Genomic DNA, 23,132 nt, shown 5'->3' on the forward strand with positions numbered 1-23,132 from the left:
TTTTCTACATTTCACGCAGCCATTGGTCACTGTAAAGCGGGCCTAAGTCGCTCAGCAACCGTGTCTGCCCTGAGAGTAGATCAATCACGGGGGTATCCAGAATAAGGTCGGCACGCTTGGTTCCGCGGACAAATGACATACCTGAAGTTTCATCACGGGAGTCTCGGTGCCGGGATGGCCATGCGCGACATGTATCAAGCGCAGTTTTGATATGTAGGGCGAGGTTATCACGGATAAAAAATGCATTCACGCCCGCCGAATTGGTTCCGACAAATTGATATCCTTTGGCAGCTGCCAGCTTTTTGAATGCACCTAAAGATGCACCATAATACTGGCCTGAAAAATGCCCTGAGAAACGTTCAAAACTTGGATCGTAAGGGATTGTCAGATCATGCAGATCACCAAAGATCGCATTGTATTCGACAATGAGTATCGCCGGAGATACGGATTTTATTGCATCCAGAACCCAGTAGTCGTTGCCGTCTATATCTACACTGAGAATGCCGATTTCGCCTGTCAGACCATGGTCAACCAGAAGAGCGTCAATGTTCTCGGCTGTAACAAAGGCTTCAACCGGCGTTATGTCGTTCAGAACGTGGATTGGATCGGCACGAACATGCGCAATATTCGCAGCTGACCCGTCCATCACAAGGCCACGCCATCCCCGGTGACGCACCAGGAAACGTGTGTTTGCTTCAGCATAGTCTTCAACACCAAACTCTACAAAGACACGTGGAATGTTTGGGAGGTGCGAAATAAGCCACTCAATAATTCCATCTTCACCAAACTGAGAATAGATGCGGAATTCCGCGTTCGCGAGACAACCAAGCCGATCCATCGCCTGGACCTGACGCGCAGCAACCTGCCCAGTGGCCAGAAGCAAACGATCCTGGCGCCCGGCAAGGTCGGCGTGCTGTGCGGCAGTCATTAGCGTCGACGTCGGGACAGGCGCAGGTGGGATCTCGGAAGGGCATATGAGACGAGACAGGGCTTGACGTAGTTTCACAAACGGCATCCGTAATTGCAGAAGAGCAGCAGCATTAAGACGCTGTGCGGATTGGTATAAGCAAAAGGTCAGTATGCGGAGATCCGGCTTTGGATTCACCCTGCCTCAAAGCGTCATACATCTGATCAAGCTCATCAAGAGACCGATAGCTCAAACTCTCTGGACTGGAGGTTCCAAGATCGATGATCTGCACGTCGTCGCGTGACGCGAGAGCTTCCCGCAGCATCTTATAGCCTCCTGAACGCTCAAGGCCGTAGGGCCAAAACTCCAGTACAACCGGGCAGCGCATTTTGGTCAGACTCTCTGCGTAGCTCAGCACATGACCTTCATGCCCCTGCGTATCGACCCAAATCAAATCTGGTCCGCCTTCAGGCAACAGGCCGTCCTGTACCAAGCTATCAAAGGTGCGCACCGGCACCTCCTGAAGAGCCCAGTTTTCTTCGTCATGCAGGTTTGCGGCTATATCGTCAGAGACGCGCAAACGGTGATCCCCGAAATTTGACGGGGAAAGTTCCATCTGCATCGTACCGTTCTGGTTCGACACAGCCATCTGGTGGCAGGTTATTTTGTGCTCTACGTCATTCAGGACTGTGTTCGCGCGCAAAATACGAAAGTTCTGCGGATCTGGTTCGAAGGCAATAATTCGGTCAAAGCCGCGTCGCGCTGCGTGGATCGAGTGGGATCCGATATTTGCGCCGATATCCACGAAACAGGACGTCGCAACATCATGTCCGTTTCGCCCGAGGATTTGCATCACATCGTCAATGGCTTGTTCCTGAAAATGGGCAGTCTGACGAATAGCGGCACCAATCACGGCATCATTGCGATGGGTTACCCAGTATCCTCCCTCCACGCCGCGTGACATGACAAGATCCGAGTTCTGCACCAAAGGCTCTGAATATGCACTTGGTGTTGCCGTAACCTGCCGTTTCCCCACATGGCGCAGCAGAAGATTAGCGCGAGTCTGGGCAAAGATCTCATAAGTGTCACGCACAATGTCAGGCACATCAAGCGCATCCAGAGATTTGACCTGAAAGTCTTGCGACGCCTCGATGATGATGTAATCCGGCCGATAGTTTGAATTTGCCACGAGATCGGTCAGAACTTTGACGTCCTCACCTTCGATATCGAGCGACAGGAGGCCAAATTCCTGACCGATGCCATGCTCTTTCAACAGTTCAGGAAGACAGCGCACATTGACCTGAACCGCACCCCTTGTTTCGCCCCAAGAGGCTGCGGCGGCGGGATCAAGTGAGGACACATCATCGTTTACGCCAATGGTAAACTCCGCGCTGCCATTATAATCGGACACAGCCGTGCCCACGATTATACAGTTCAGGCCATTAAATTCGGCCTGAATATTGGATAACAGCACCGGGTTGGCTTCAACCAACAGTCCGCGCCAGCCAAAATGTGCCATCAGGTCATATGAGTTGGAGCGGTCTCGACCACGGGCTCCAACATCCACCACCACCGGATCGGCAACACTATGACACGCCCACTCTTTCAGAAGCAGAGCTATTTCACCGAACTGGTCATGCGCGTTGATGAATGGGGCCGACGTTGAAAGAGCACGTTGCGCATATTCGTCCGAGGCAACAAAACGCTCGATCATCGCAGAGGCGTCTGCTTCTCCCGAAAGGAGAGATCTTACATGGCTGTCGATTTCTTCGGATGTCGGCGTTCGCCCAAGCAGCTGTTCATAGAGACTGGTTACGAAAGCAGGCGGGCTGTAGCTGAGAGACTTATTTGCATTGCGTCGAAACATATTTTCAGAAGCTTTCAATTCTAGGCAATTCCACGGGCAGCTTGAGCCAGGCGGCCTCGCACCAGTTTGTAGGTTTTATCATAGTCGAAGGTTTGCGCGCGCGCTCTAGCGGCCTCTACGACTTCTTCTAACGCACCGCTTTTAGCATCGGCCACGAAACGGCGGAAGGCGACATCTAGTGATGTGCTGCTATAAGGGTCGAAGTAATAACCGGTATCACCCAGCACCTCGGGCAAGGATGTCGACACGGTAGACAGGACCGGAAGATCAAAGCCCATGGCTTCAAGGGCAGGCAGGCCGAACCCTTCAAAAAGAGAAGGGTAAAGTAACGCAGAAGCCCCGACCAGAAGCGCGTTCTTCTGTGCCTCGCTGACGTAGTCCATATAAACAATCCGCCCGGATTGAACAGCATCCTCAAGACCCCAGTGCTTGATCTGGGATTGAAGATCTGGCCCCCATCCCTGTCGACCGGCGAATACGACACGGTACGTATCCAACACATCGGAATGCGTAGAGAGCCATTCCAGTACCAGTCCAATATTCTTGCGCGGTTCGATCGTCCCAAGCATCAATAAAAACGGTTCCACCTCGGCTTCACCCAGCAGACTACGGGCAGCCCTGTATGCTATTTCGTCTGTACTGTGCCCCAACAGACAAACCGTAATATCGTCACGCGGTACATCGAAAACCCAATTCAAGTCACGAGCAGTTGCCTCGGAAATGCAGAACATGTGATCACAGATGCTTACCTGCTGGGAAATCCCCTTCGAATGGTATTCCACCGTATGCGAAGTATGACATTCCGGCGTCAGAAGAGGCGAGAAATCGTAAAACATCATCGCCTCCCAATCGAATAGCTTCTCAAGTGGTCGCGCATTCAGAAAAAGCCCGACGGTGCCATCAAAACGTCCCTGACCGCGCAGGATATCCTTGATTTTTTTTGCTTTGGGCAATCTGGGAACGGCCGCCTGAAGCGACTTGCCGCTGCGTTCCGCTATGCATTGATCCACAAGCGCCCGCGGGATCACGTGATCCACAGCGAGGATATGTACCTCTGCATCAGGGTCGGCGACAGCGCGGCGAACAATTTCATAGGTAACGTTTGAAATACCCGTATATTGAACTTCCCAGAGTGGGCTGGCGTCGATCACCCAGGGAACGCGGTGGCCGGTCATGCCAGAACCTCCTTTGCTAGCCTATGGAAGTCCGCTTCGAAACGGGCCTGCCCGAACCTAGAATCGATCGCATGTCGACCTTTCCGCGCAAGTTCCTGGCGTGCATTGCCATCCAAGGATAAAGCCTCACCGATAGCTGAAGAAATGGCTTCCGGTGTCGCGGGAAAATGAGTGAAACGCGCATGTTCAGAGAACGCATTGATTGAACTATCTGCCGTTTCAGGCGCGCATTCGATCCAGATCGCATCGTCTGGGCCAAGATAACTGGCCATGGCGGTATTCCTGGTGGTTATAACGGGGATGTCCTGCAACGCTGTTTCAACCAATGGCAGGTTAAGCCCTTCTGCAGATGGCGCTCCCACGTGGAAATCAGAATGCGCGCGAAGGGCAGCCATGGATTGGTCGTCCAGATGTCCGGCACAAAATAGCACGGCATCGCTTGTTTCGCGGAAAGAATATACCTTATTCAGGATCTCGTTGATGTTACAAATTGTCGTCGCCTTGCCATCAATTACGAGTTTGACCACCAGCAAAAAGTCATGCCCTGCAGCACGCGCCTGCAATACACCTTCCAGCAGTTTGTCGATGCGCTTACGCTTGTCGAAGGGGTTGAGCACTGCAAGCAGTACAGGTTCGGAACGCCCCTGTATCGCATCCCCAAAGGTGGTGACCTTCGATGGGTCGCTTGTATCTTTGCCGGCAAGGAACACGGCGGGCATAGCCATAACTTCCGCATCATCTCCAGGTTCCGTCGGTTTTATCGGAGGTGGTAAGGTTATCGCCTGAGACAGACCCGCGGCATGAAGGTTATCGCGCGTGAAATCAGTCCAGCACAGAATGCGGTCCGCCCGCTTCAGAACTGCAAGTTGATCATAAAAAGGTGAAATATCCGGTGTTCCACGAAAGAACTCGGGGAATTCCCAGCCGCAAACAAACAGATTTGGAAGATTGTAAAAGGGCCGTAAATGCTCAACTGGTTTGACGGCAATATGCAGGTCTTGCGGTGTGATGTTCATGATTTCTCGCGCAATCGGGGCCTGATAAATCTCTGGGCGCGCAATATTCTTCGAAGAATACCCAGCCTGTACCAGCCCTTCTTCATAGAGACCAGCAATGAGTTTCCATGAATAGTGCGCCTGCCCCAGGGTCAGTACATGAGCCTGAAAAGGCAGACGCTCTTCGTCCAACAAAGAGCTCAGAAATACCGTAGCGGATTGTCCTTCAGGAGTGTTTGGCAGCAAGTTCAGGTGCCTCTCTTGGTCGAATCGTCAGCTTTGGCGACAAGTTCTTCGATTGTCATGACATGCGCAGGTAAATCAGTCGAGCGCGGTCTGTGAGGATCAAAAACAAGAATATTTTCCTCAGGTTCAGGCACTGTGCCCAGATGCTGGTTCGCAGGCCAAGGCAACATCAGATAATCCGGGCTGCTCATCCACTGTCGGAACAGACGCCGAGGGGTTCCATCACCATCAACGATCCATTTTCGGAACATTCCACGCGGTTTACCATTTGTGTGGAACAGTAACCTCCGCAAAGCACGCTTTGGACGGCCACTCACGGGCCGGAACAGCAGACGTTCCAGAATACTACGCTTGGATTGATTTAGGAGTTCCTTCAGTACCTTTTGCTGTTCCTGGGCTTTGCGGCGCAGGGCCGGCAATTCCGCGGCCAAAGGTGCGACCTGCTTCAACTCTTTTCTCAGTGCAGTGATGGCCTTATCCTGGTTGGCCAGCACCTGATGAATATCAGACATGCGCGCTGAAAGGGCCGCATCAAACCGGTGTAAGCCATGGTGAAGGTCCATCCCAAGCTGGAGTGCAAAAGCCTTATCCAAATCGCCGATCTTTGGACCATCGACCTGTGCCACCACTGCATAGTCCAGCGAAACATCTGTCAAAAGACTGATCAGATGGGCAGCCGTTTCGTCTTTTGGCTCACTGCCCTGAAGCCGAAGAACCACATTACGAGAGAATCCGGCGTGCTCAGTGAGAAAACTGGTCAAGATTGGGGGCAGCGGCCGTACATGAGTGGGATCGAGATGGAAGTTTACCAGGCCAACAAGCGGGTTTTCCGGATTGGGCGTTTCCAGAATTAAAAGCCCCCCCGGACGTAAGACACGGCGTGCTTCTTCTACCAGCTCGCGCACTTCATCAAACGGCAAATGTTCAATCAGATGAAAAGCTGAAACGAGCGCAAGCGTGTTATCTGGAAGCGCCCGTATTGCTGTCAACGCCTCCATGCTTTCAACGGCCAACCCCTTGTCGCGGGCAACATCCAGCATGGCCTTGTCGATATCAACGCCACGCGCACTAAGGCCGGCTTCCTCCAGGATTTCAAGCCATTCACCTCGACCACACCCCAGGTCAAGCGCCTGTGCGCCCCCCTCCTGACAGGCAAGCGGAGTCAAAAACGGTTGATACACCCGCAAACGGCTCAAAATATGAGAAGGATCGCCACGAAACTGCGCTTCCAGATCGCGATAGAAGGTGTCCGTCATACTTCCATACTTTCGTCGTTCACTTAGCTTTGTCGAAGATGATTGGCCCTGCTTCAACAGCCCAATCCAATTGTTAGTGCATGATCAGCCGGAGTTCATCCCGGTTCTCATCCAGATTTCGTTCCACTATATTGGCTCTTCCCGCTCAGGACTAAGGCGGTGCAGCTCTGAACAGAGGTTGAGCACTCACACGCCATGGAACGGGCCGGGAACCGATGAGCCCCACAGTATAGCGAAGGCTACAACCTAGGCGCATCCGCTCATAGCTCAAACCGAAAATGGTGCCAGGGTGGTTGGTTCAGGTTACTCATTCAGCATCCATCTCAGCGTCTCTTCCAAGCTGTGACGAACGCCCACCGGGATCAGACTTTCCAGATGCGATGGATCGCCCATCAGAATTTTTATTTCCTGAGCACGCGCAAAGGAAGGGTTGGATACCACTTCGATCTCATGGCCGGTGATGGTTCGGCACATGTTCAGGATCTCTCCTAGCGCCGTTGCCTTGCCCGAGCAGATATTCACGGTCTCACCCCGAGGCGCGTTTTCAAGCAATAACCTGTATATCCGCGCCACGTCGCGCACATCCGAAAAGTCCCGGGCAACATCCAGATTACCCAGTTCCAACTGCGGCAGCTTTTGACTAAAATGAGAAACGATCTTGGGCACAAGGAATTTAGGATCCTGCCCGTGGCCCGTATAATTGAATGGCCGCGCGATCACGATAGGCAGGCAGTCATCAAACAGCCGGGCCATGTGCTCCATGGCAAGCTTTGAAACCGCATAATCATTAACCGGCGCCGGGCGGGCAGTTTCCGGGATGGATGACTCTGTGGCGTTGCCATAAATATTTGCGCTACTGGCCAGAACAACGGCCTTGCTTCCGTGCCCGGTGTTGGCAAGTACTTCAAGCAAGCAACGCGTTCCCATCAGATTGACCTGATAAAAGCTCTCTGCTGTCCCATGCGCCACAAAGGCGACCCCCGCCAAATGCAGCACCGCGTCCGGCGCGACATTTGTGATAACCTGCTCGAGGCTGCGAGCGTCGGTCAAATCCGCTTCTAGGTAATTGGGATCGGGTTCAGGAGCCGGGTGTGTCCCGGTCCCCCAAACATCCCATCCCGCCCTTTCAAGCTCTTTTGCGGCGTAGTGTCCGGTAAACCCGTAACGCCCGGTTATCAGAACTCGCGGAGCGGACATTAGAAGGACACGCCTTTCTCGTTGCGCGCAAGATCTGCTTCGACCATCATTTGGCAAAGATCTTCCAGAGACGTTGTCGCTTCCCAACCAAGCTCCTGCTTTGCCTTGCTTGCGTCACCAATCAGCAAATCAACTTCGGCAGGCCGATAGAATTTGGGGCTGATCCGTACAAGAACACGATTACTTTCGGTGTCCACGGCCACTTCCTTCTCTCCTTCACCTTCGAAACGCAACTGGATCCCCGCACTCTTGAATGCCATGGAGACAAAATCCCGTACGGTCTCGGTGCGACCGGTTGCCAGCACAAACGTGTCAGGTTCATCGGCTTGCAGCATACGCCACATGCCGTCCACGTAATCCCGGGCAAAACCCCAGTCGCGTTTCGCGTCGAGGTTGCCCAGCTCAAGGCAGTCAAGCTGGCCCAATTTGATTTTGGCAACTGCATCAGTGATCTTCCGGGTCACAAACTCCAGCCCCCGCAAAGGGCTCTCGTGGTTGAAGAGAATGCCCGAGCTGCCAAACATATCGTAGCTTTCGCGATAGTTTATGGTCATCCAATGAGCATAAAGCTTGGCGACACCATAAGGGCTGCGCGGCCAGAACGGGGTCGTCTCGCGCTGTGGCACTTCCTGAACCTTGCCGAACATTTCGGACGTGGATGCCTGATAGAACCGGATATTGGGGTTCACGATTCTGATGGCTTCGAGCAGATGCAACGCACCAATGCCGGTAATCTGCGCGGTCGTGTGCGGCTGTTCGAACGAGACGCCCACAAAACTTTGAGCAGCCAGGTTATAGATTTCCTCCGGCTCTACCCGCTGAATAAGCCGGATCATCGTCCCCATGTCGGTCAGATCGAGTTCTGACAGAACCAAATTGGGGTGATTGCGAATTCCCAAATCTTCAATGCGCCAAAAATTCGTGGAAACAACCCGGCGGAAGGTGCCAACGACCTTGTATCCTTTGTCCAGCAACAGCTGTGCGAGATAGGCACCATCCTGCCCAGTAATACCTGTGACGATCGCAGTTTTTGTCACTTCTAATCCCTTTCTGTTTTGTCGATTACCCGTCGGGTGAGACACCTCGACACGAGCAATACTCTTTTTTCTCAACTGCGCCATATGTACATGGCGTTTGTGGTATGATTTCGCTCACTCTTGCTGCTGAACAAGCTGTCTGCAAAGTCCTGGATTGGCGGTTGAATGTTCTGTTCCGAGCATTGAATGCTGAACACAAGCGTTTGATCACAGGTTGTAGTGCCGAAACTCCTGAAATTCTCAAGTACGTATTGAATTATTTGGGTGCGTACATAGCCTGTCCCATATCCTGAGCCACATCGGTCCAACTGCGCAAATGCGCGGTTTGTATTTTGTCTTCCAAGGTTGCACGGCGAGAAGGATCGTTGAGCCTTAAAACAGCTTCTGCAATGCTTTCGATACTCATTGCATCACAGTATTCAACCAGATCCATTCCAACTTCGACAAGCGAACTGTTCTGGGCGACAACCCCCGTCTTTTTATAAGCTAACGCCTCGCCCACAGGCAGACCCCAGCCCTCGTAAATACTGGGCATCAATATGAACTGGCAATTCTTGTAAAGGGCGCGAAGCTCTTCATCTGTCGGGCTCTCAACGATGTTTACATAACCATATACATTGCCAGTCCCCTTCATCAGAAGGTCAAACTCCGCCGTCAACCACCCCCTGCGACCAGCGAATACCAGCTTTGGTATATCAAGATGGCCCTGATCCACCAGATATTTCCATGCCATCGCCGTGCGCCATACATTCTTGCGTGGTTCGATTGTGCCAACACATAGGGCGTAGGGTTCCCCGGTAACTTTCCGCAGTTCGGCACTCAGTTGGCTGGTGTCCTTGAGGTGCGGATATGCGTCAAACGAAATCCGGGACGACACGGGCCCCTGCGTCTGGGTTTCCTCTTCTGCTGCCTCGGTTTTGGACAGCCCAGCCTGCGCCAAAGGAACAGTCGTTGCTGTATGCTGGATATTATGTGCCTGGAAAAAATGCAAAAGATCGCATCGGGTGGCTTCGGAGATCGTCATGTAGCGGCTCGTATATTCCTGAGAGGTCAAAAGCCAGTCATAGAATATGTAAGGCATGGTCCCAGCCGTAAGCTCCGGGGTCACGATTGGAACCAGGTCATAGACAAGCGTATGCACTTCCATCCCATGCGTCCTGGCCATGCGGAATCCTTGACTCTGGTGCGCCTGCCAGCTGCTGTCCAGAAGAACAAGATGGTCCCCCTCTGTGGCCAATTCGAATAAAGGCAGCTCTGTGCGGCGGGACCCTGAGATGCTTTTGGGTGTTTTCTTCCATCGGGCTGTACGCCACGATTTTGATGACATATCCTTTTTTCGAAAGGGAGCTTCCCTCCGAAGCAAGCTCAGCACATCCAGCTTGGTACGGTGAAAGAAATACTTGGCAGGACTATTTCTGTATCTATCCAGCACTGGAAGATTCGAGTGTGCCGCCTTCCAAGGATGGAAGAGTTGTCTCAGTTTCACCGGTGAGGCGAGTGTATCCTGCCCTATCTCGCTCAGACGCACGCAGCGTTGAACCCCGGACCGCGGATCACACCAACTTAGGTAAATTAGCTTAGGATCACTGAGTTGGGCAAACTCAGTGATCAATTCTACTATAACGCGTTGAATGCCAGAGTAGCGGTCAATTTTTTTGATATAAGTGATCAACCCAGAGATATCGAAAAAAACTCTGTTGCCATCTGTGTTAAACATAGGGGTATTCATAGTTACTCTCCACGCATTCAGCCAGATGAAATGGCTTCATCTTGATGGATAGCCTCGCAGCTTTTCCAAGGTGTATTGGGTTTAACAACTTTGCGCGCCCGCGACTAACACCTCACGAACAAGCGCAATCTGGCCCGAACTCCGGATTTCATGGTGTCGATGTGGCTGCCCTGACCGACCGCATATGGAGGTGAGCAACAGCATTGGCGATTTCAGTATCCCAGTTTTTGCAATACCTCTCGCAAATCCGCAGCAACATCTGTCCAGGTGCGAAGTTGCGGCTTGCGCGCGGCAATGCGTGCACGCAGCTGCCCGGTGAAATCCGGATCCGACAGCAACCTTGTGATGTGATCTGCAAGCTGATCAGCTCGATCCGGATCGAAATAGATACCAAGGTCTCCGCATACCTCTTTCAGAGCCACCGCAGTAGAGCAGAGCGCTGGTGTGCCTAACCACAAAGCTTCGCCCGCAGGCAGCCCCCAGCCCTCCATTCGGCTGGGCAAGATAAGCGCCAGCGCATTCTTGTAGAGATTTACCAAATCCGTCTGGTTGGGGTTTTCGCGAAAGACCACATGCTCGCGGATTGTGCTGCATTCGTCCGACTGCAGATAGGCGGTGGTCTTGTGGCGCAACGCCCCCGCCAGAACCAGCGTGGGAACGTCTTTCCCATCCCGCTTCAGAAGGCGCATCGCCTCGAAGACCACATCCAGATTCTTACGGCCCAGCATTGACCCAACGGTAAGAATATACGGCTGTTCAGGCGCGTCCTGCTCAGCCTGCTCGGTTCCCTCTGGACATTCATGCACAAGAGGTACGGCAAAGACTTCTGGCGCTTCGGGTAGAATACCTTTTTTGGAAAAATCCAAAATCTCTTGCCGTGTGAATTCGGAATTGGCCAACAACGCCTTGGCCCGAGATACCAGCAGCTGGTTGTCCCCGATGAAATTGCGCGGGAAGCTTGCAAGCTGGTGTTCGAAATCGTGCATAGGGATCATGTCATGCAACAATGGTATGATATCGCAAGACACTCCCTTACGATCCAGAGCGCATAGGATTTCAACTATCAGCTTGGGCCGCCCGCAACTCACCAGGGTTTTGCCGGCCATGTTAATGGGCGTCATGCCAGGCGCTATTGCGTCCCAGGCTTTGCGATTCCTGCGCTGGACGAACGGACGAACGACAGCAAGCACCAAATCCCGCAACAGGGATTTGGTGTGATGGTAACTACGCACACGCAGTTGCCGGATTCCGACCGGAACGTTCAGATCCACCCCACCGTCTGCCCGCAGACTCGGGTATATCTCCAGCAGTTCGTCATGACCTTGTGAGAAAACGGCGAACCTGACAGAGGTATCTTGTTTCTTCAGTTCCGCGCCGATCTCGGCAACAACCTTGGCAATCCCATAGTAGCGCAACTTGCCGGTCGAAGCCAAAAGAACCTCTGTAAGGTCATAGACAACCTGCCGCTTTTCAGCTGCATTGAGTTCTTTCACCATTCCCGGTTCCGTTCAGTCATCTGGTCAGTTAAAGCTGTCTCCCCGGATCATTCTAAGTCCGGGAATAGACATCCTCATAACGGATGATGTCATCCTCGCCCAGATAGCTTCCGGTTTGCACTTCGATCAGCACCATGGGCACTTTTCCGGGGTTTTCCATGCGGTGCACGGCACCAAGCGGGATGTATACAGACTGATTTTCGGTAACCAGTTTAACGTCCTCGTCAACCGTGACCCTCGCAGTCCCTTCAACCACGATCCAATGTTCGGAGCGGTGGTGATGGCTTTGCAGGGACAGGGCCGCGCCGGGATGGACATGGATGCGTTTGACCTGAAAGCGCCCGCCAACGACCAGGCTTTCAAACCAGCCCCACGGGCGGAAATCCTTGGGAAATATGGTGGCCTGGCTGGCGCCCTTGGCCTTGAGCGCCTCGACCGCCTTCTTCACGTCCTGCGCGCGGGATTTATCCGCCACCAGAACCGCATCAGGCATTGCCACAGTGATGACGTCCTTCAGGCCGATGCCCACCACTTCCAGATTACCCGCCTCTGAACGCAAAAGCGTGTCATTGCACTCAATTGCCGTAACGGTGCCTGTCGTCACAACTCCATTTTCATCCGGACCTGCCTCACGCCAGACCGAGTCCCAATCCCCCAAGTCAGACCAGCCGGCGGAAAACGGCACGACGCTCAGGTTGTCAGCTTTTTCCATCACGGCATAGTCGATCGAGATATCCTCGGCCTGCCTCCAGGCCTCAGGGTCCAGGCGCAGGAAACCCAGATCGGCCTTGGCCGCGTCGCAAGCTGCCTTTACCGGGGTCATCAGCGCTGGCGCGTAGGTTTCAAAGGCGGCGATGATATCGCTGGCCCGGAACAGGAAGATACCGCCATTCCACAGATGTTTGCCATCGGCCACCATCGCCGTGGCAGTATCCACATCGGGTTTCTCGACAAAGCTGTCGAGCTTGACGGGTGTGATGCCTTCAGGCGCCGCCGCCAGCTTGAGATACCCATAGCCGGTCTCAGGCCGGTCCGGTGTAATTCCAAAGGTCACCAATTGCCCGGCCTGTGCCGCTGACACGCCCGCAACCACAGCGGCGCGGAACGCGTCTGCATCTGGCACAACATGATCGGACGGTGCGACCAGCAGCAAGGCCTCAGGATCGGACGCAGCCACATGCAAGGCTGCAGCCAGAACCGCGGGCGCGGTATTGCGCCCTTCGGGCTCAATCAGAATCGCACCTGGATCAATGCCCGCTGCCTGCAGCTGTTCGGTCACGATAAACCGGAAATCAGACCCGGTCACCACCACGGGCGCAGCATAACTCTCGCCGGACAGACGCCTGGCCGAAGCCTGAAACAGGGTCTCTTCCCCGGCAATGGCGGCAAACTGCTTTGGATAGGATTTCCGAGACAGCGGCCAAAGACGAGTGCCGGAACCGCCGCAGAGAAGAACAGGAGTGATGGACACGATCAAACAACCTTTGCCAGTAAATAGAGGCTCTCTACTCTCAACTTAACAGCAGTTTTTCAAGGTGGTTCTTTTATCGTGGGATCAGTTTTCTGCAATAAACCGATAAACGCAGGTTCCGTTGTGGGATCTGTTGCAAACTTTTGACCCTTGACCTTCATGGCGTTAGCGCCTGTGTGGCGAACGGCATTATACAGTTGAAGGTTGGCCTATGATTTCTTTCAAAGGTGCGCAATATCCGAAGGATGTGATCCTATTCGCGGTCTTCTTCCACGTTCGATATGGTGTTTCATATCGTGACCTGGAAGAAATCATGGGTGAGCGCGGTGTTTCGGTGGATCACACTACGCTGAACCGCTGGGTGACAAGATACTCTAGCACGATTGCTGAGGCCGCGCGTCGCCGCAGATAATCTTGCGACCGTTCTTGGAGAATGGACGAGACCTACATCAAGGTGAAAGGCGCGTGGGTTTATCTCTATCGAGCTGTGGACAAGCACGGTAAAACGATTGATTTCAAGCTTTCGCAGCGCTGAAACAAACCCGCCACCAAATTCTTTGCCCGAATGCTGGAGGTCAACGGCCCTCTGAAAAAGAATGTCATCGACAAAAGCGGGGCGAACACGGCCGGCATCAAGGCCATAAACAAGATGCCGAAAGGCTTTGGTTGCCCAGTCCCAATTGAAATAGTCAGGCGGAAATACTTGAACAGCATTGTGAAACAGGATCACCGTTTTATCAAAAGACGCACGCGGCCAATGCTGGGGTTCAAGACCTTCGCTTCAGCGGCGGCAACGCTCGACGGAATTGAAGTGGCGCACATGATCCGCAAAGGTCAAATCACACTCGGACTCAGTCCGTTGCGCCAGTTCGCGGAACTTGCCTCTTAAACCTGCTGCTACAGCGCGTTCTCTTCTTCCAACTGAAACTTCGCAACAGAACCGACATCATCATGTTCTGGAGTAATAAGAGACCAGAAATCCATTTACGCGCAAAACTTGATATTTTTGCTCGTTACTTTCAGCATATCTTCAAATTACGACCATACGCGATAAGTATCGCTTATCAGGTTTGATTGATTTTACCCAGAAACTGACTCATAATGGCGCGCATGAAGCCACCAGCCGCATATCTCCCAGCCACCTCCACTGCCCTGTCGCAAGCAGACCAGGACGCTCTGACAGATCTTTATGTCCGCGGCACACCGGAAAACACGCTGCGCGCCTATGAACGGGATCTGCTTTATATCACCGCATGGAAGTCTGCACGGTTTGAGACCGCGCTGAACTGGCCGGAATCCGAATCCACCGCCCTTGCCTTCATTCTCGATCACGCCCGCGATCTCAGCGACGCACCAGAGGCGGACATCGCGCGTCAAACGGCAGAAGCGCTCATCCTGCAAAGCCTGCGAAAATCCCTCGCCTGCCCAGCCCCTTCGACGCTGGATCGCCGTATCGCCTCCTGGCTGGCCTTCCACCGGATGAAGAATCTCGCCAGCCCGTTTGGCACACCGCAAGTCAAACAGGCGCGGTCCAAAGCCCGCCGAGCGGCGGCCCGCCCGCCTGCCCCAAAATCGCAGCACCCGATTACCCGCGATGTGCTCGAGCAGTTGCTGACCACCTGTCGGGGGTCCCGGCGGGATTGCCGCGACCGCGCCATCCTGATGCTGGGCTGGGCCAGTGGCGGACGGCGCCGGTCCGAGATCACCGGGTTGATGCGTGAGGATGTCAGTCTCAAGGAGTTCGACAAGAGCGGTGTTATCTGGATTTCTCTGCTGGAGACCAAGACCACAGCCAAGGGCGAAACGCCGCGCTTGATCCTAAAGGGCCGCGCCGCGCAGGCGCTGGTGCATTGGATCGAGGTCGGACAGATTAAGAACGGGCCACTCTTCCGTCCCGTCTCAAAAGCCGACCGGGTGCTGAAACGCGGCCTGTCTCCCGATGCAATCTATCAGATCGTGAAACATCGCCTCAGGCTGGCCGGATTGCCCGAAGATTTTGCCTCACCGCACGGGTTGCGGTCAGGCTTTCTGACCCAGGCCGCACTGGACGGTGCGCCAATCCAGGCCGCCATGCGGCTGTCCCTGCACCGTTCAATGGCGCAGGCGCAGAAATACTATGACGACGTGGACATCGCGGAAAACCCGGCAACGGATCTGCTGGGGTGATGGGAGAATTTGTTTCGCGCGCGAAACATCAGGTGTCGCGCGCGTGCAGCCAGGCTTTCAGCTCCGCAAGAAATGTCTCGGACATTCCCTCGCCGGACAGGGTGATCTGTGCACCGTTTCGACTCTGTTTCAACTGAATGCCGCCGAATGTCTCTTTCAGGGGTGTCTTAACGGCAGGTGGGTTTCCCCCATTCGACCCCAGGCCGTTCAATGCACGGGTCAGAGCTGAAATCTCGGCTTCTCCGCTTTGAGGCGCGGCCTTCCGCAGAGCGTTGGTGATTAAAGAAGCGGCTTTTGCCTCCTCTTTCACAAGCTTCGCAATTGACAGCCCCAACCGCTCGGGGATGGCCGAAGGGAACCGCAGATGATCATCCAGTGCGTGATAAATCGTGATGAACGAGCCGATCTTGGATCTCTTGGCCCGGCTGGCCGACGCGAAAAGTCCGCGCAGGGCAGTGGCTTCATCCGGGTAAACCCCCTGCTCTGCCGCGCGTGCCACGATCCGGGCGCGCTCGTAATAGCTCAGCCCAACGCGGATTTCATTTTCCTCGACCATAGCCACATAAGCGTCCGAGGCGCTCTGCGGCTGCCTGAGGAACGCGCGTACGGTTTCAAAGCGGGCCTCACCCGTCTCCTGCGCCAGCGCCCGCAGCGCGGTCATGCGTCGCCAGCCCGAGATCAACCCGTACCGCCCGCCGTCCAGCTCCACGACCTCGATTGGGGTTTGCTGCCCGCGTGCCTTCAGGCTTTCCTTCAGCGCCTCCATGTCCGCGTCATCTGCCGCCATGCGGTCGCGCACCAGGTAAGTTTCTTCGATGACGTCCAACGGCAGATCCTGCACCAGACGCCCTTCGGCCCGGGCAGCACGCAGTTCTCCGGACAGTTCTTCAAGCGCAACCTGAGCCGCAGTCGCCCCGGCCACCTGCGCAACCGGCGGCGCGGCGCGGGGCGTATCTGCGGGAAACATGGGGTTCAGCCCAGGGGCAGGTCGACCGTCTTCCAGATAATCCGTCCGGGCAGGGGTCAATCGTTTGCGTTTTGCCATTGGTTTCTCCTTTTCCTGCGCGGATCAGACTCTGTTTCGGGGCACTGTAGACGTGTTTCGCGCGCGAAACATCGCGCTCAGAGCGACAATTCCGGTGTTCCCGCCTCTTCGGCCTGCCGGGCCCGTTCATCGCCCCGCCAGACGCCGATCAGCAGCTTTTTGAACGAGGCATAAGTGGCATCGAAGGTTTCCCGCCCGCGCACATAGGTCTCGCGGTTGAAATCGCGGTAATCCGCCTCGTAGATACCGTTGACCTGCTCCCCCGCCTGACCGATCAGCGCTGTGTAGCCCTGCCAGTGCGGCGACAGAGTCCGGCCCAGATAGGCCTGCATCAGCCCGGCCAGCTCTGCCTGCTGACTGCTGTCATAGCGCGTGATGACCGTACGCACCGCATCCCACTGAAAGGCCATCTCGGGCCGTCCCAGGGCACGGGCAGCCATGTTCTCGCCATCCTCGATGGATTGGAAGGTGGAATGCAACATGTCAAAGAACCGCCCCGTGGAATCAAACTCCAGGAACGACGCACCCATGGGCACCAGAAGGATATCCGAGGCGGCCAGCCCATTGATCGTCAGATAGCCAAGGGCAGGGGGAGTATCAATGAAAATGATATCGTGATCGTTCAGCACCCCGTCCTCGTCCAGCGTATCGGTCAGTGCATCCCACAGCTTCCAGCTTCGGCCCTGCATCCGCCAGACGGGAATCTGGAATTCCGCCCAGTAGAGGTTCAGCTGAGCGCCAATCAGATCGATATTCGGCCAGTGGGTGGTTTGGATCAGATCGCTGCTGCGGGTCTTCAGCGCCTCGGACAGGGTGTCGTCGATCGGATGTGGGGCCTCACCCCGGTCAATACGCCCCTGATTGTCTCGGCGCAGATGGGTGGCGTAATGACGGGCAAGCAGCGGGAACACCGTCTGCCATTCATCGCTCACCTTGCCGCCGAAGATCGATGTCATCGAGCCCTGGCTGTCCAGATCGATGACCAGCACCTTGTAACCATCCAGAGCCGCTGACATGGCCAGATGCGCGCAAGTCGAGGTTTTACCAACACCGCCCTTGAAATTGGCCACGGACACGATCTTGGCGGGCAGACCCTCGGGTCGGTAGGGACGGTATTCTTTTGCCTTGGATCCTTCCGAGGCGAAATGCGCCCGCAGCCGCAGAACTTCATCCAGCGTGAACCACTTGGCGCCGCCCTCGGTTTCGGACTGCCCTTGGGGCAAATCCGGATTACTTTTCAGGACCCGGCGAAAATGGGCAGGCGCGATAGGGATCAGATACTTGGTGATTTCCCAGGTTGAAAACAGGCGCAGCTTTTTCTGACCGTTTTCTTCCAGCCCCCGGTTCGCCAGGTCGCTACGACCCCGTGCACAGGCATCCGCGATCTGCGAGAATTCATGTGTTCCGGTTGGATCTCCCAGTTCAGCATGAGCCAGATCCGGATCGATATTGAAATACGGGGGAAGCCCCTCGGACGTTGCTGTTCGCATTGAAATACTGCCCATGTGCTATGTTTTCGCCAATATACCACAAAAGGAAGCATGTGAAAGCATTATGGGCATAAAACCGGATTTTCTAAGCAAAATTAAGGGGTAGAAAGCTTTCGAGACGCTGCTTTTGAGGGTATGGCAAAAAATTGTTCAGTTAGAATCCTGTTATCTTATTAGTTACGGCTGAATTCGAACTCTTTTAAGTATAAGATAAAAAAGAGGTTTTTTTATTTCTTGCAGATCATACTGAATCTGATCCCACGATAGGGTGACTCTGATCCCACGTTGTAGTGACTCTGATCCCACGTTCCGGCGGCTTTACGCCTCCTGTGGATAACTCTACGGTGAGCGTCAATAAAACCACGAACAAAGATTCGGGCAGGACATATGGGCAGGGCAGTATGAGCGGGTCGGGGGCGTTGTTGCCTGACCGGCACCCAACGGGCGATTTTTTTGTATGCGATATCTTCGATGCGCTGCCCAAGACAGATATGGGCTCGATGGAGCATCCCATGTTTTCGCTCTCGACCAGGCCGGATCGTCGGATCCTCAATTACGAACATAACGGGGTCGAGATCACGGTGACGCCTTCGGTGCGGGGGCTGGCGACGATCCATGATAAGGACATCCTGATCTTTTGCATCAGCCAGCTGATGGCGGCGATCAATGCGGGCCGGACGGTCAGCCGGGTGCTGCATCTGACAGCGCATGATCTGATGGTGGCCACCAATCGCGAAACCAGTGGTGATGGCTACAAACGTCTGCGCGAAGCGTTCGAGCGGCTGGCCGGCACAAGGATAACCACCAACATTGTTACGGGTGAAAGGGAAACCACCACCGGGTTCGGTCTGATAGAAAGCTGGGAAATCGTGCGGCACACCCGGGCGGGCCGGATGGTCAGCGTCAGTGTGAAACTGTCGGACTGGCTGTTTCGCGCGGTGCTAGCGAAATCGGTGCTGACCCTCAGCCGCGATTACTTCCGCCTGCGCAAACCGCTGGAGCGGCGGATCTATGAGTTGGCACGCAAACATTGCGGGCGTCAGCCCGAGTGGCGGATCTCGGTCGAGGTGCTGCTGAAGAAGTCCGGCTCGGCCTCACCCCGGCGGGTGTTCCGCAAGATGATCCGTGACATGATCGCAGCTGATCACTTGCCCGATTATGAGATGAGCGAAGAGCCGGGCGACCTGATCCGGTTCTCGCGCCGGGAGCAGGTGATCGAGGGGCCGGACAAGCCGATCCTGCCGCCACAAGCGCTGGAGGAGGCCAGGGCAATGGCGCCGGGCCACGATGTCTATGCGCTGGAAGCGGATTGGCTGGCTTATTGGGCCGCGTCAGGCCGCCCACAGATCAGAAATCCGCAGCGGGCGTTTCTGGGTTATGTGGCCAAGAGGGTCGCCGGACGGGGCTAGGGCATCCTGCTGCGCATTTGCTGATTTGATGGAAGATGTTCCGGTACATTGTAAAGGATCAGCCCGAATAGGCGTGATCCTGTTTCTGTGCCTGTGGTTTGAACGACCGTATGGCGAAGATCACGATGACGGCGGCAAGGATGAATACCCAACCCGCCAGCATGTAGACACCTATGACCATCAGGATGGACATGCCGGAGTACAAAGCAAATCCACTGGCTCCCAAGCCAACAAGGACAGCTATTCCGAGAATTCCCATCATGTTATCCGGTCCTCCGGCATTGGTCTTGGCCGCGTCAGTTTCCAAAGTGGCTGTGGTTATGCCACCGGGGTGAGCGCCCCGGTATGATTCCGCGCTGGAATCATGGCAAAACTGTGAACCACCTTGGGTTAAAATTTGGTTATTTTTACCTGACGGGGCTTTGCCCCACTACTCGTTCGACACTGCCTGTTTTCAGGCATTGGAATGTTCAGTGTACTATTTCGTAAAATTTTTATGACTGCAATCTCTGCACCCGCAAACCCTCAAAACATGCAAAGCTCCGCCGATTGGCGCAGTTCCGTGGGGGCCTAAGACACCTAAACGGGGGGTTCAGAAGAAATAGCGTCGAAAACCATCTGCCTGCCGACCCGCCTTTCGGCGATCGGGTGGGTTGCTCACATCTTGACCAGTCGTCTGTTCGTCACCCTGATCCCCTGCTTTTCAAAGACGTTGCGTGTGTCGAAGACCAGCGTGGCCTCGCGTGCAACCAGACCATAATCCGGGGCGCTGTGATCGGTGATGACGGCCACCGCTGCATAGCGTTTCAGATTTTCTGCCGTCAGCGGCTGGGATGTCCGGCCCGCAAGCTGCGGGTATTCGCCACCTTCGGGCAGGCGGGGGAAATACGGGTCGTGATACTCGACCTCGGCCCCAAGCTTTTCCAGCTCGTCCAGCAGCACCAGCGCCGGGCTGCGGCGGGTATCTTCGACATCACGCTTATAGGCGATACCCATCAGCAGGATGCGCTGTCCGGTCAGGGGTTGCCCGGTTTCCGCCTGCGCAGACCCGTTGCGCGTGGCCAGTTCCGCCGCCATCCGTGCCGCCAGCATCGAAGGGACCGCGTCATTGCTGGAGCGGGCCAGATTGATCAGCGGCGTATCAGATCCTGCATCCGCGGCGCGCCAGGCCAGATAGGCCGGAGACACCGGGATGCAGGCCCCACCAATTCCAGGACCGGGATAGAAGGGCATGAAGCCAAACGGCTTGGTCGCCGCAGCCTCGATCACTTCCCAGACATCCACGTCCATTGCTTCAAGCGCGGTCTTCAACTCGTTGACCAGCGCAATATTGACGGTACGAAAGCTGTTTTCGACCAGTTTCACCGCTTCGGCCGTGGCGGCCGAGCTGACCGGCACGGCGCTGGTGACGATGGCGCGGTAGAAATCCTCGACCAGTTGCCGCGACAGCGGATCGTCGGCGCCAACCACTTTGGGAATGCTGTGCGTGTCGAATTTGTCATTGCCGGGGTCTTCGCGCTCGGGCGAGAAGGCCAGGAAGAAATCGGAACCTGACCGCAGACCGCCCGCTTCGAGGGTCGGTTGAACCAGCGTGGTCGTGGCTCCGGGCCAGACGCTGCTTTCCAGCACCACCATCTGACCGGGGCGCAGATGCTGCGCGATGGTCTGCGCGGCGGCAGCGACAAAGCGCATGTCCGGATCTTGTGCGTCGGTCAGCGGGGTGGGCACACAGATCAGGATGATATCGGCCTCGGCCAGTGCTGCTGCGTCCTGCGTTGCGCGGAAGCGCCCACTATCCACCGCCTGTGCGATCCGGTCGGATGCCAGATAGGATATGACCTGATCGCCCTGATTGATCCGCGCCACCCGGTCCGGGTTGAGATCAACGCCGGTGGTATCAAACCCTTCATCATAGGCGGTCAGCGCCAGCGGCAGCCCGACATAGCCCAGCCCAACCACGGCAACCCGCGCATCGCGCGCCGCGATAAGCTGCTTGAGGGACTGATGGTGCGAGGTTTCGTAGTTCATAATCTATCCTGATCGTACAAAGTCACACTGAATTAAAATTAGCTTAGCAGATTGGAAACCTTCTCTCTTCATCGGATAGGACAGATCGGGAACGAAGCCAACTAATTTGTCGTTCCCGGCAAAGACCCGGAATGGGTGTTTCCAAAAACAAGGCAGTCCTGAATTAGCGCGCCGATTGTTTTCGCATGCTCTCGATCCATTCATCGAAGAAAACACGAGGCACATACCCGATCTGATCCTGTGCATGTTGGATTGAAACCTCTGGCTGACCGGCAAAAAGCCTGCGCCCGGCCAGGTCAGGCATCACGGGTCGGGGTGGTGTCAGCCGGGCTTGAACGGACCGTATCCGCTCTGCGGCGGCCTCGACCCGGCGGCGCCCGACAAGGTGGCGCAGGCGCGCGCTGATCTGACCAGCCAGAGAAGGGCCTGCGGGCGTGCTGCTGTCGGGCGGCGGGGGCGGGGTCGGGTTCGCCGCCGGATCGCATCGGACCTCTCCGCATCCGGCAAGCCGGGCATAGCCTTCGAAAAATGTCTTCCATCCCAACTTGTCCGGCCCGCTGATCAGGTATCGCTCGACCCCGGTCTGGGGCGATGAGGCCGCGCGCAGGGCCGCCTGTACCACGTCATCGACATGGACGGCCGGGCACTGTCCGGGCGGGTCGGGCAGGATGATGCCGCCCCGGCGCATCATGGCCAGTGGCCCGTTGGTCCAAAGCGCACTGCCAGGTCCGTAGACGATGGTCGGCTGCAAGATGGCGGCGTCGCATTTCCACTGTAACAGTTTCTGCTCCATCGCAATTTTGGCGCCGCGATAGCTTTGCACATCTTCCGGCGTGATCGGGTTGCGTTCGGTGATCGGCCCGTTGGGCCAGCTGTCATAGACCACGGCGGAACTCAGATGCACGATACGGTTGCAAGACCTGTCTTCGGCGGCTTTGGCAAGCGCGTCGAAGGCTGCAAGGTTGTCCGCGCCGGAGGCCCGGAAATCATAAGCCAGATGAAACAGAGCCGCCGCACCGTCCAGCGCCTGCGTCAGGGTCGGGCCGGGATGCAGGGGGCAAACCAGTGTTTTTGCCCCGGCCTGTTCCAACGCGGCAGCCCCGTGGCGCGTGCGCAGCAAGGCGGTCACGTCACATCCCGACTTCAGCAGCGCAGCGATCAGACGCTGGCCGATAAAGCCGGTTGCGCCGGTCACGATCACGCGCTGGCCTGCAAGGCCGTCGCCGGGGCGGGTGTCCATGTGTTTTTCGGTCATCTTCGCAAGTTCAACATTCTTAATGCGTTGTGCAACAATTCAGCCCTTTTTCCAAAACTGTGCAGGCCCGGCCTGTCAGTGCACCATAGTGGTATCTACCATTTGGTGGCCACAGATCCCTATGCTAAGCCTGTGGCATTAGAGTGGATTCTGTTGGTACGAGGGTTTTTCATGCAAGTATTGATCACAGGCGGGGCCGGTTTTATCGGGTCGCATCTGGCCGAGCGTCTGATTGGCAATGGGCATGAGGTGACGGTGCTGGATGACCTGTCCACCGGATCGCTGCAAAACCTGTCTTCTGTTCAGGATCATTCCGCCTTTCATTTTGTCGAAGGCAGCGTCTTGGATTCCGGGCTGGTCGAA

General features: G+C 55.5%; 18 protein-coding genes and 1 pseudogene. 4 read left to right on the plus strand and 15 right to left on the minus strand.

Features of this window, described 5'->3' with window-relative positions:
* Window positions 1–4: 4 nt before the first annotated feature.
* The 10 genes from AC2FLD_RS18150 to AC2FLD_RS18195 form a co-directional block, all read right to left on the minus strand.
* Complete coding sequence (locus AC2FLD_RS18150) at window positions 5–1,105, minus strand: hypothetical protein (RefSeq protein WP_496672109.1); 1,101 nt, start codon at window positions 1,103–1,105, stop codon at window positions 5–7.
* Window positions 1,041–2,774 carry an FkbM family methyltransferase gene (locus AC2FLD_RS18155; RefSeq protein WP_496672022.1) on the minus strand — a complete coding sequence of 578 codons (1,734 nt, stop codon included), beginning with the start codon at window positions 2,772–2,774 and terminating at the stop codon, window positions 1,041–1,043. Before AC2FLD_RS18155 ends, AC2FLD_RS18150 begins: the two co-directional genes overlap by 65 nt.
* A 20-nt stretch (window positions 2,775–2,794) precedes the next feature.
* Complete coding sequence (locus AC2FLD_RS18160) at window positions 2,795–3,949, minus strand: glycosyltransferase family 4 protein (RefSeq protein ID WP_050605817.1); 1,155 nt, start codon at window positions 3,947–3,949, stop codon at window positions 2,795–2,797.
* Entirely contained in the window at window positions 3,946–5,136 is a 1,191-nt protein-coding gene (locus AC2FLD_RS18165) for a glycosyltransferase family protein (RefSeq protein WP_157054282.1), read from the minus strand. Before AC2FLD_RS18165 ends, AC2FLD_RS18160 begins: the two co-directional genes overlap by 4 nt.
* 56 nt (window positions 5,137–5,192) lie before the next feature.
* Complete coding sequence (locus AC2FLD_RS18170; protein ID WP_050605815.1) at window positions 5,193–6,446, minus strand: class I SAM-dependent methyltransferase; 1,254 nt, start codon at window positions 6,444–6,446, stop codon at window positions 5,193–5,195.
* 303 nt (window positions 6,447–6,749) lie between these two features.
* Window positions 6,750–7,643, minus strand: a complete 894-nt coding sequence (locus tag AC2FLD_RS18175) for an NAD-dependent epimerase/dehydratase family protein (RefSeq protein ID WP_050605814.1) — start codon at window positions 7,641–7,643, stop codon at window positions 6,750–6,752.
* The gene (gmd, locus tag AC2FLD_RS18180) at window positions 7,643–8,680 is read right to left on the minus strand and encodes a GDP-mannose 4,6-dehydratase (RefSeq protein WP_496672025.1); all 1,038 of its coding nucleotides are present in this window, start codon (window positions 8,678–8,680) and stop codon (window positions 7,643–7,645) included. The genes AC2FLD_RS18175 and gmd overlap by 1 nt, the downstream gene beginning before the upstream one ends.
* 256 nt (window positions 8,681–8,936) lie before the next feature.
* Window positions 8,937–10,409 (minus strand): glycosyltransferase family 4 protein, encoded by a 1,473-nt coding sequence (locus AC2FLD_RS18185; protein ID WP_083445388.1) that lies wholly within the window; start codon window positions 10,407–10,409, stop codon window positions 8,937–8,939.
* A gap of 212 nt (window positions 10,410–10,621) precedes the next feature.
* Window positions 10,622–11,905, minus strand: coding sequence for a glycosyltransferase family 4 protein (locus AC2FLD_RS18190; protein ID WP_050605811.1), 1,284 nt, complete (start codon window positions 11,903–11,905; stop codon window positions 10,622–10,624).
* Between the two features lie 52 nt (window positions 11,906–11,957).
* Complete coding sequence (locus AC2FLD_RS18195) at window positions 11,958–13,376, minus strand: mannose-1-phosphate guanylyltransferase/mannose-6-phosphate isomerase (protein WP_496672028.1); 1,419 nt, start codon at window positions 13,374–13,376, stop codon at window positions 11,958–11,960.
* A 211-nt stretch (window positions 13,377–13,587) separates the two neighbouring features.
* Between AC2FLD_RS18195 and AC2FLD_RS18200 the strand changes: the two are divergent.
* A pseudogene (locus tag AC2FLD_RS18200) lies at window positions 13,588–14,265 on the plus strand (IS6 family transposase).
* A gap of 221 nt (window positions 14,266–14,486) precedes the next feature.
* Entirely contained in the window at window positions 14,487–15,542 is a 1,056-nt protein-coding gene (locus AC2FLD_RS18205; RefSeq protein WP_496672030.1) for a tyrosine-type recombinase/integrase, read from the plus strand.
* 28 nt (window positions 15,543–15,570) lie between these two features.
* Here the strand turns inward: AC2FLD_RS18205 and AC2FLD_RS18210 are convergent, their stop codons facing one another.
* Together AC2FLD_RS18210 and AC2FLD_RS18215 are read right to left on the minus strand one after the other, a co-directional pair.
* Window positions 15,571–16,587, minus strand: a complete 1,017-nt coding sequence (locus AC2FLD_RS18210; protein ID WP_496672033.1) for a ParB/RepB/Spo0J family partition protein — start codon at window positions 16,585–16,587, stop codon at window positions 15,571–15,573.
* Between the two features lie 77 nt (window positions 16,588–16,664).
* On the minus strand, window positions 16,665–18,077 hold the full coding sequence (locus AC2FLD_RS18215) for an AAA family ATPase (RefSeq protein ID WP_496672036.1): 1,413 nt from the start codon (window positions 18,075–18,077) through the stop codon (window positions 16,665–16,667).
* A gap of 401 nt (window positions 18,078–18,478) precedes the next feature.
* Here AC2FLD_RS18215 and AC2FLD_RS18220 point away from each other — a divergent pair, with 401 nt between their 5' ends.
* A complete protein-coding gene (locus AC2FLD_RS18220) occupies window positions 18,479–19,486 on the plus strand; it encodes a replication initiator protein A (protein WP_496672038.1) in 1,008 nt (335 codons plus the stop codon).
* Between the two features lie 58 nt (window positions 19,487–19,544).
* On the opposite strand, the gene AC2FLD_RS18225 is transcribed toward AC2FLD_RS18220, so the two are convergent.
* The 3 genes from AC2FLD_RS18225 to AC2FLD_RS18235 all read right to left on the minus strand — a co-directional run bounded on the left by AC2FLD_RS18225 (window position 19,545) and on the right by AC2FLD_RS18235 (window position 22,769).
* Window positions 19,545–19,748: a hypothetical protein gene (locus tag AC2FLD_RS18225; protein WP_299901142.1), complete on the minus strand. Its 204-nt coding sequence runs from the start codon at window positions 19,746–19,748 to the stop codon at window positions 19,545–19,547.
* Between the two features lie 395 nt (window positions 19,749–20,143).
* Window positions 20,144–21,514: a nucleotide sugar dehydrogenase gene (locus tag AC2FLD_RS18230; protein ID WP_496672041.1), complete on the minus strand. Its 1,371-nt coding sequence runs from the start codon at window positions 21,512–21,514 to the stop codon at window positions 20,144–20,146.
* Between the two features lie 163 nt (window positions 21,515–21,677).
* The gene (locus tag AC2FLD_RS18235; RefSeq protein WP_496672044.1) at window positions 21,678–22,769 is read right to left on the minus strand and encodes an NAD-dependent epimerase/dehydratase family protein; all 1,092 of its coding nucleotides are present in this window, start codon (window positions 22,767–22,769) and stop codon (window positions 21,678–21,680) included.
* 171 nt (window positions 22,770–22,940) lie between these two features.
* Here AC2FLD_RS18235 and AC2FLD_RS18240 point away from each other — a divergent pair.
* On the plus strand, window positions 22,941–23,132 hold a 192-nt coding region (locus tag AC2FLD_RS18240; protein ID WP_496803727.1), incomplete at its 3' end, for an NAD-dependent epimerase/dehydratase family protein.

Source organism: Ruegeria sp. CDSA021 (assembly GCF_059612325.1).

Bases quoted from the DNA above. Each gene is read 5' to 3' on its own strand.
- AC2FLD_RS18155 (WP_496672022.1), bottom strand. From the start codon at position 2,774: ATGTTTCGACGCAATGCAAATAAGTCTCTCAGCTACAGCCCGCCTGCT.
- AC2FLD_RS18160 (WP_050605817.1), bottom strand. From the start codon at position 3,949: ATGACCGGCCACCGCGTTCCCTGGGTGATCGACGCCAGCCCACTCTGG.
- AC2FLD_RS18170 (WP_050605815.1), bottom strand. From the start codon at position 6,446: ATGACGGACACCTTCTATCGCGATCTGGAAGCGCAGTTTCGTGGCGAT.
- AC2FLD_RS18175 (WP_050605814.1), bottom strand. From the start codon at position 7,643: ATGTCCGCTCCGCGAGTTCTGATAACCGGGCGTTACGGGTTTACCGGA.
- AC2FLD_RS18185 (WP_083445388.1), bottom strand. From the start codon at position 10,409: ATGAATACCCCTATGTTTAACACAGATGGCAACAGAGTTTTTTTCGAT.
- AC2FLD_RS18190 (WP_050605811.1), bottom strand. From the start codon at position 11,905: ATGGTGAAAGAACTCAATGCAGCTGAAAAGCGGCAGGTTGTCTATGAC.
- AC2FLD_RS18205 (WP_496672030.1), top strand. From the start codon at position 14,487: ATGAAGCCACCAGCCGCATATCTCCCAGCCACCTCCACTGCCCTGTCG.
- AC2FLD_RS18210 (WP_496672033.1), bottom strand. From the start codon at position 16,587: ATGGCAAAACGCAAACGATTGACCCCTGCCCGGACGGATTATCTGGAA.
- AC2FLD_RS18215 (WP_496672036.1), bottom strand. From the start codon at position 18,077: ATGCGAACAGCAACGTCCGAGGGGCTTCCCCCGTATTTCAATATCGAT.
- AC2FLD_RS18220 (WP_496672038.1), top strand. From the start codon at position 18,479: ATGAGCGGGTCGGGGGCGTTGTTGCCTGACCGGCACCCAACGGGCGAT.
- AC2FLD_RS18225 (WP_299901142.1), bottom strand. From the start codon at position 19,748: ATGATGGGAATTCTCGGAATAGCTGTCCTTGTTGGCTTGGGAGCCAGT.
- AC2FLD_RS18230 (WP_496672041.1), bottom strand. From the start codon at position 21,514: ATGAACTACGAAACCTCGCACCATCAGTCCCTCAAGCAGCTTATCGCG.
- AC2FLD_RS18235 (WP_496672044.1), bottom strand. From the start codon at position 22,769: ATGACCGAAAAACACATGGACACCCGCCCCGGCGACGGCCTTGCAGGC.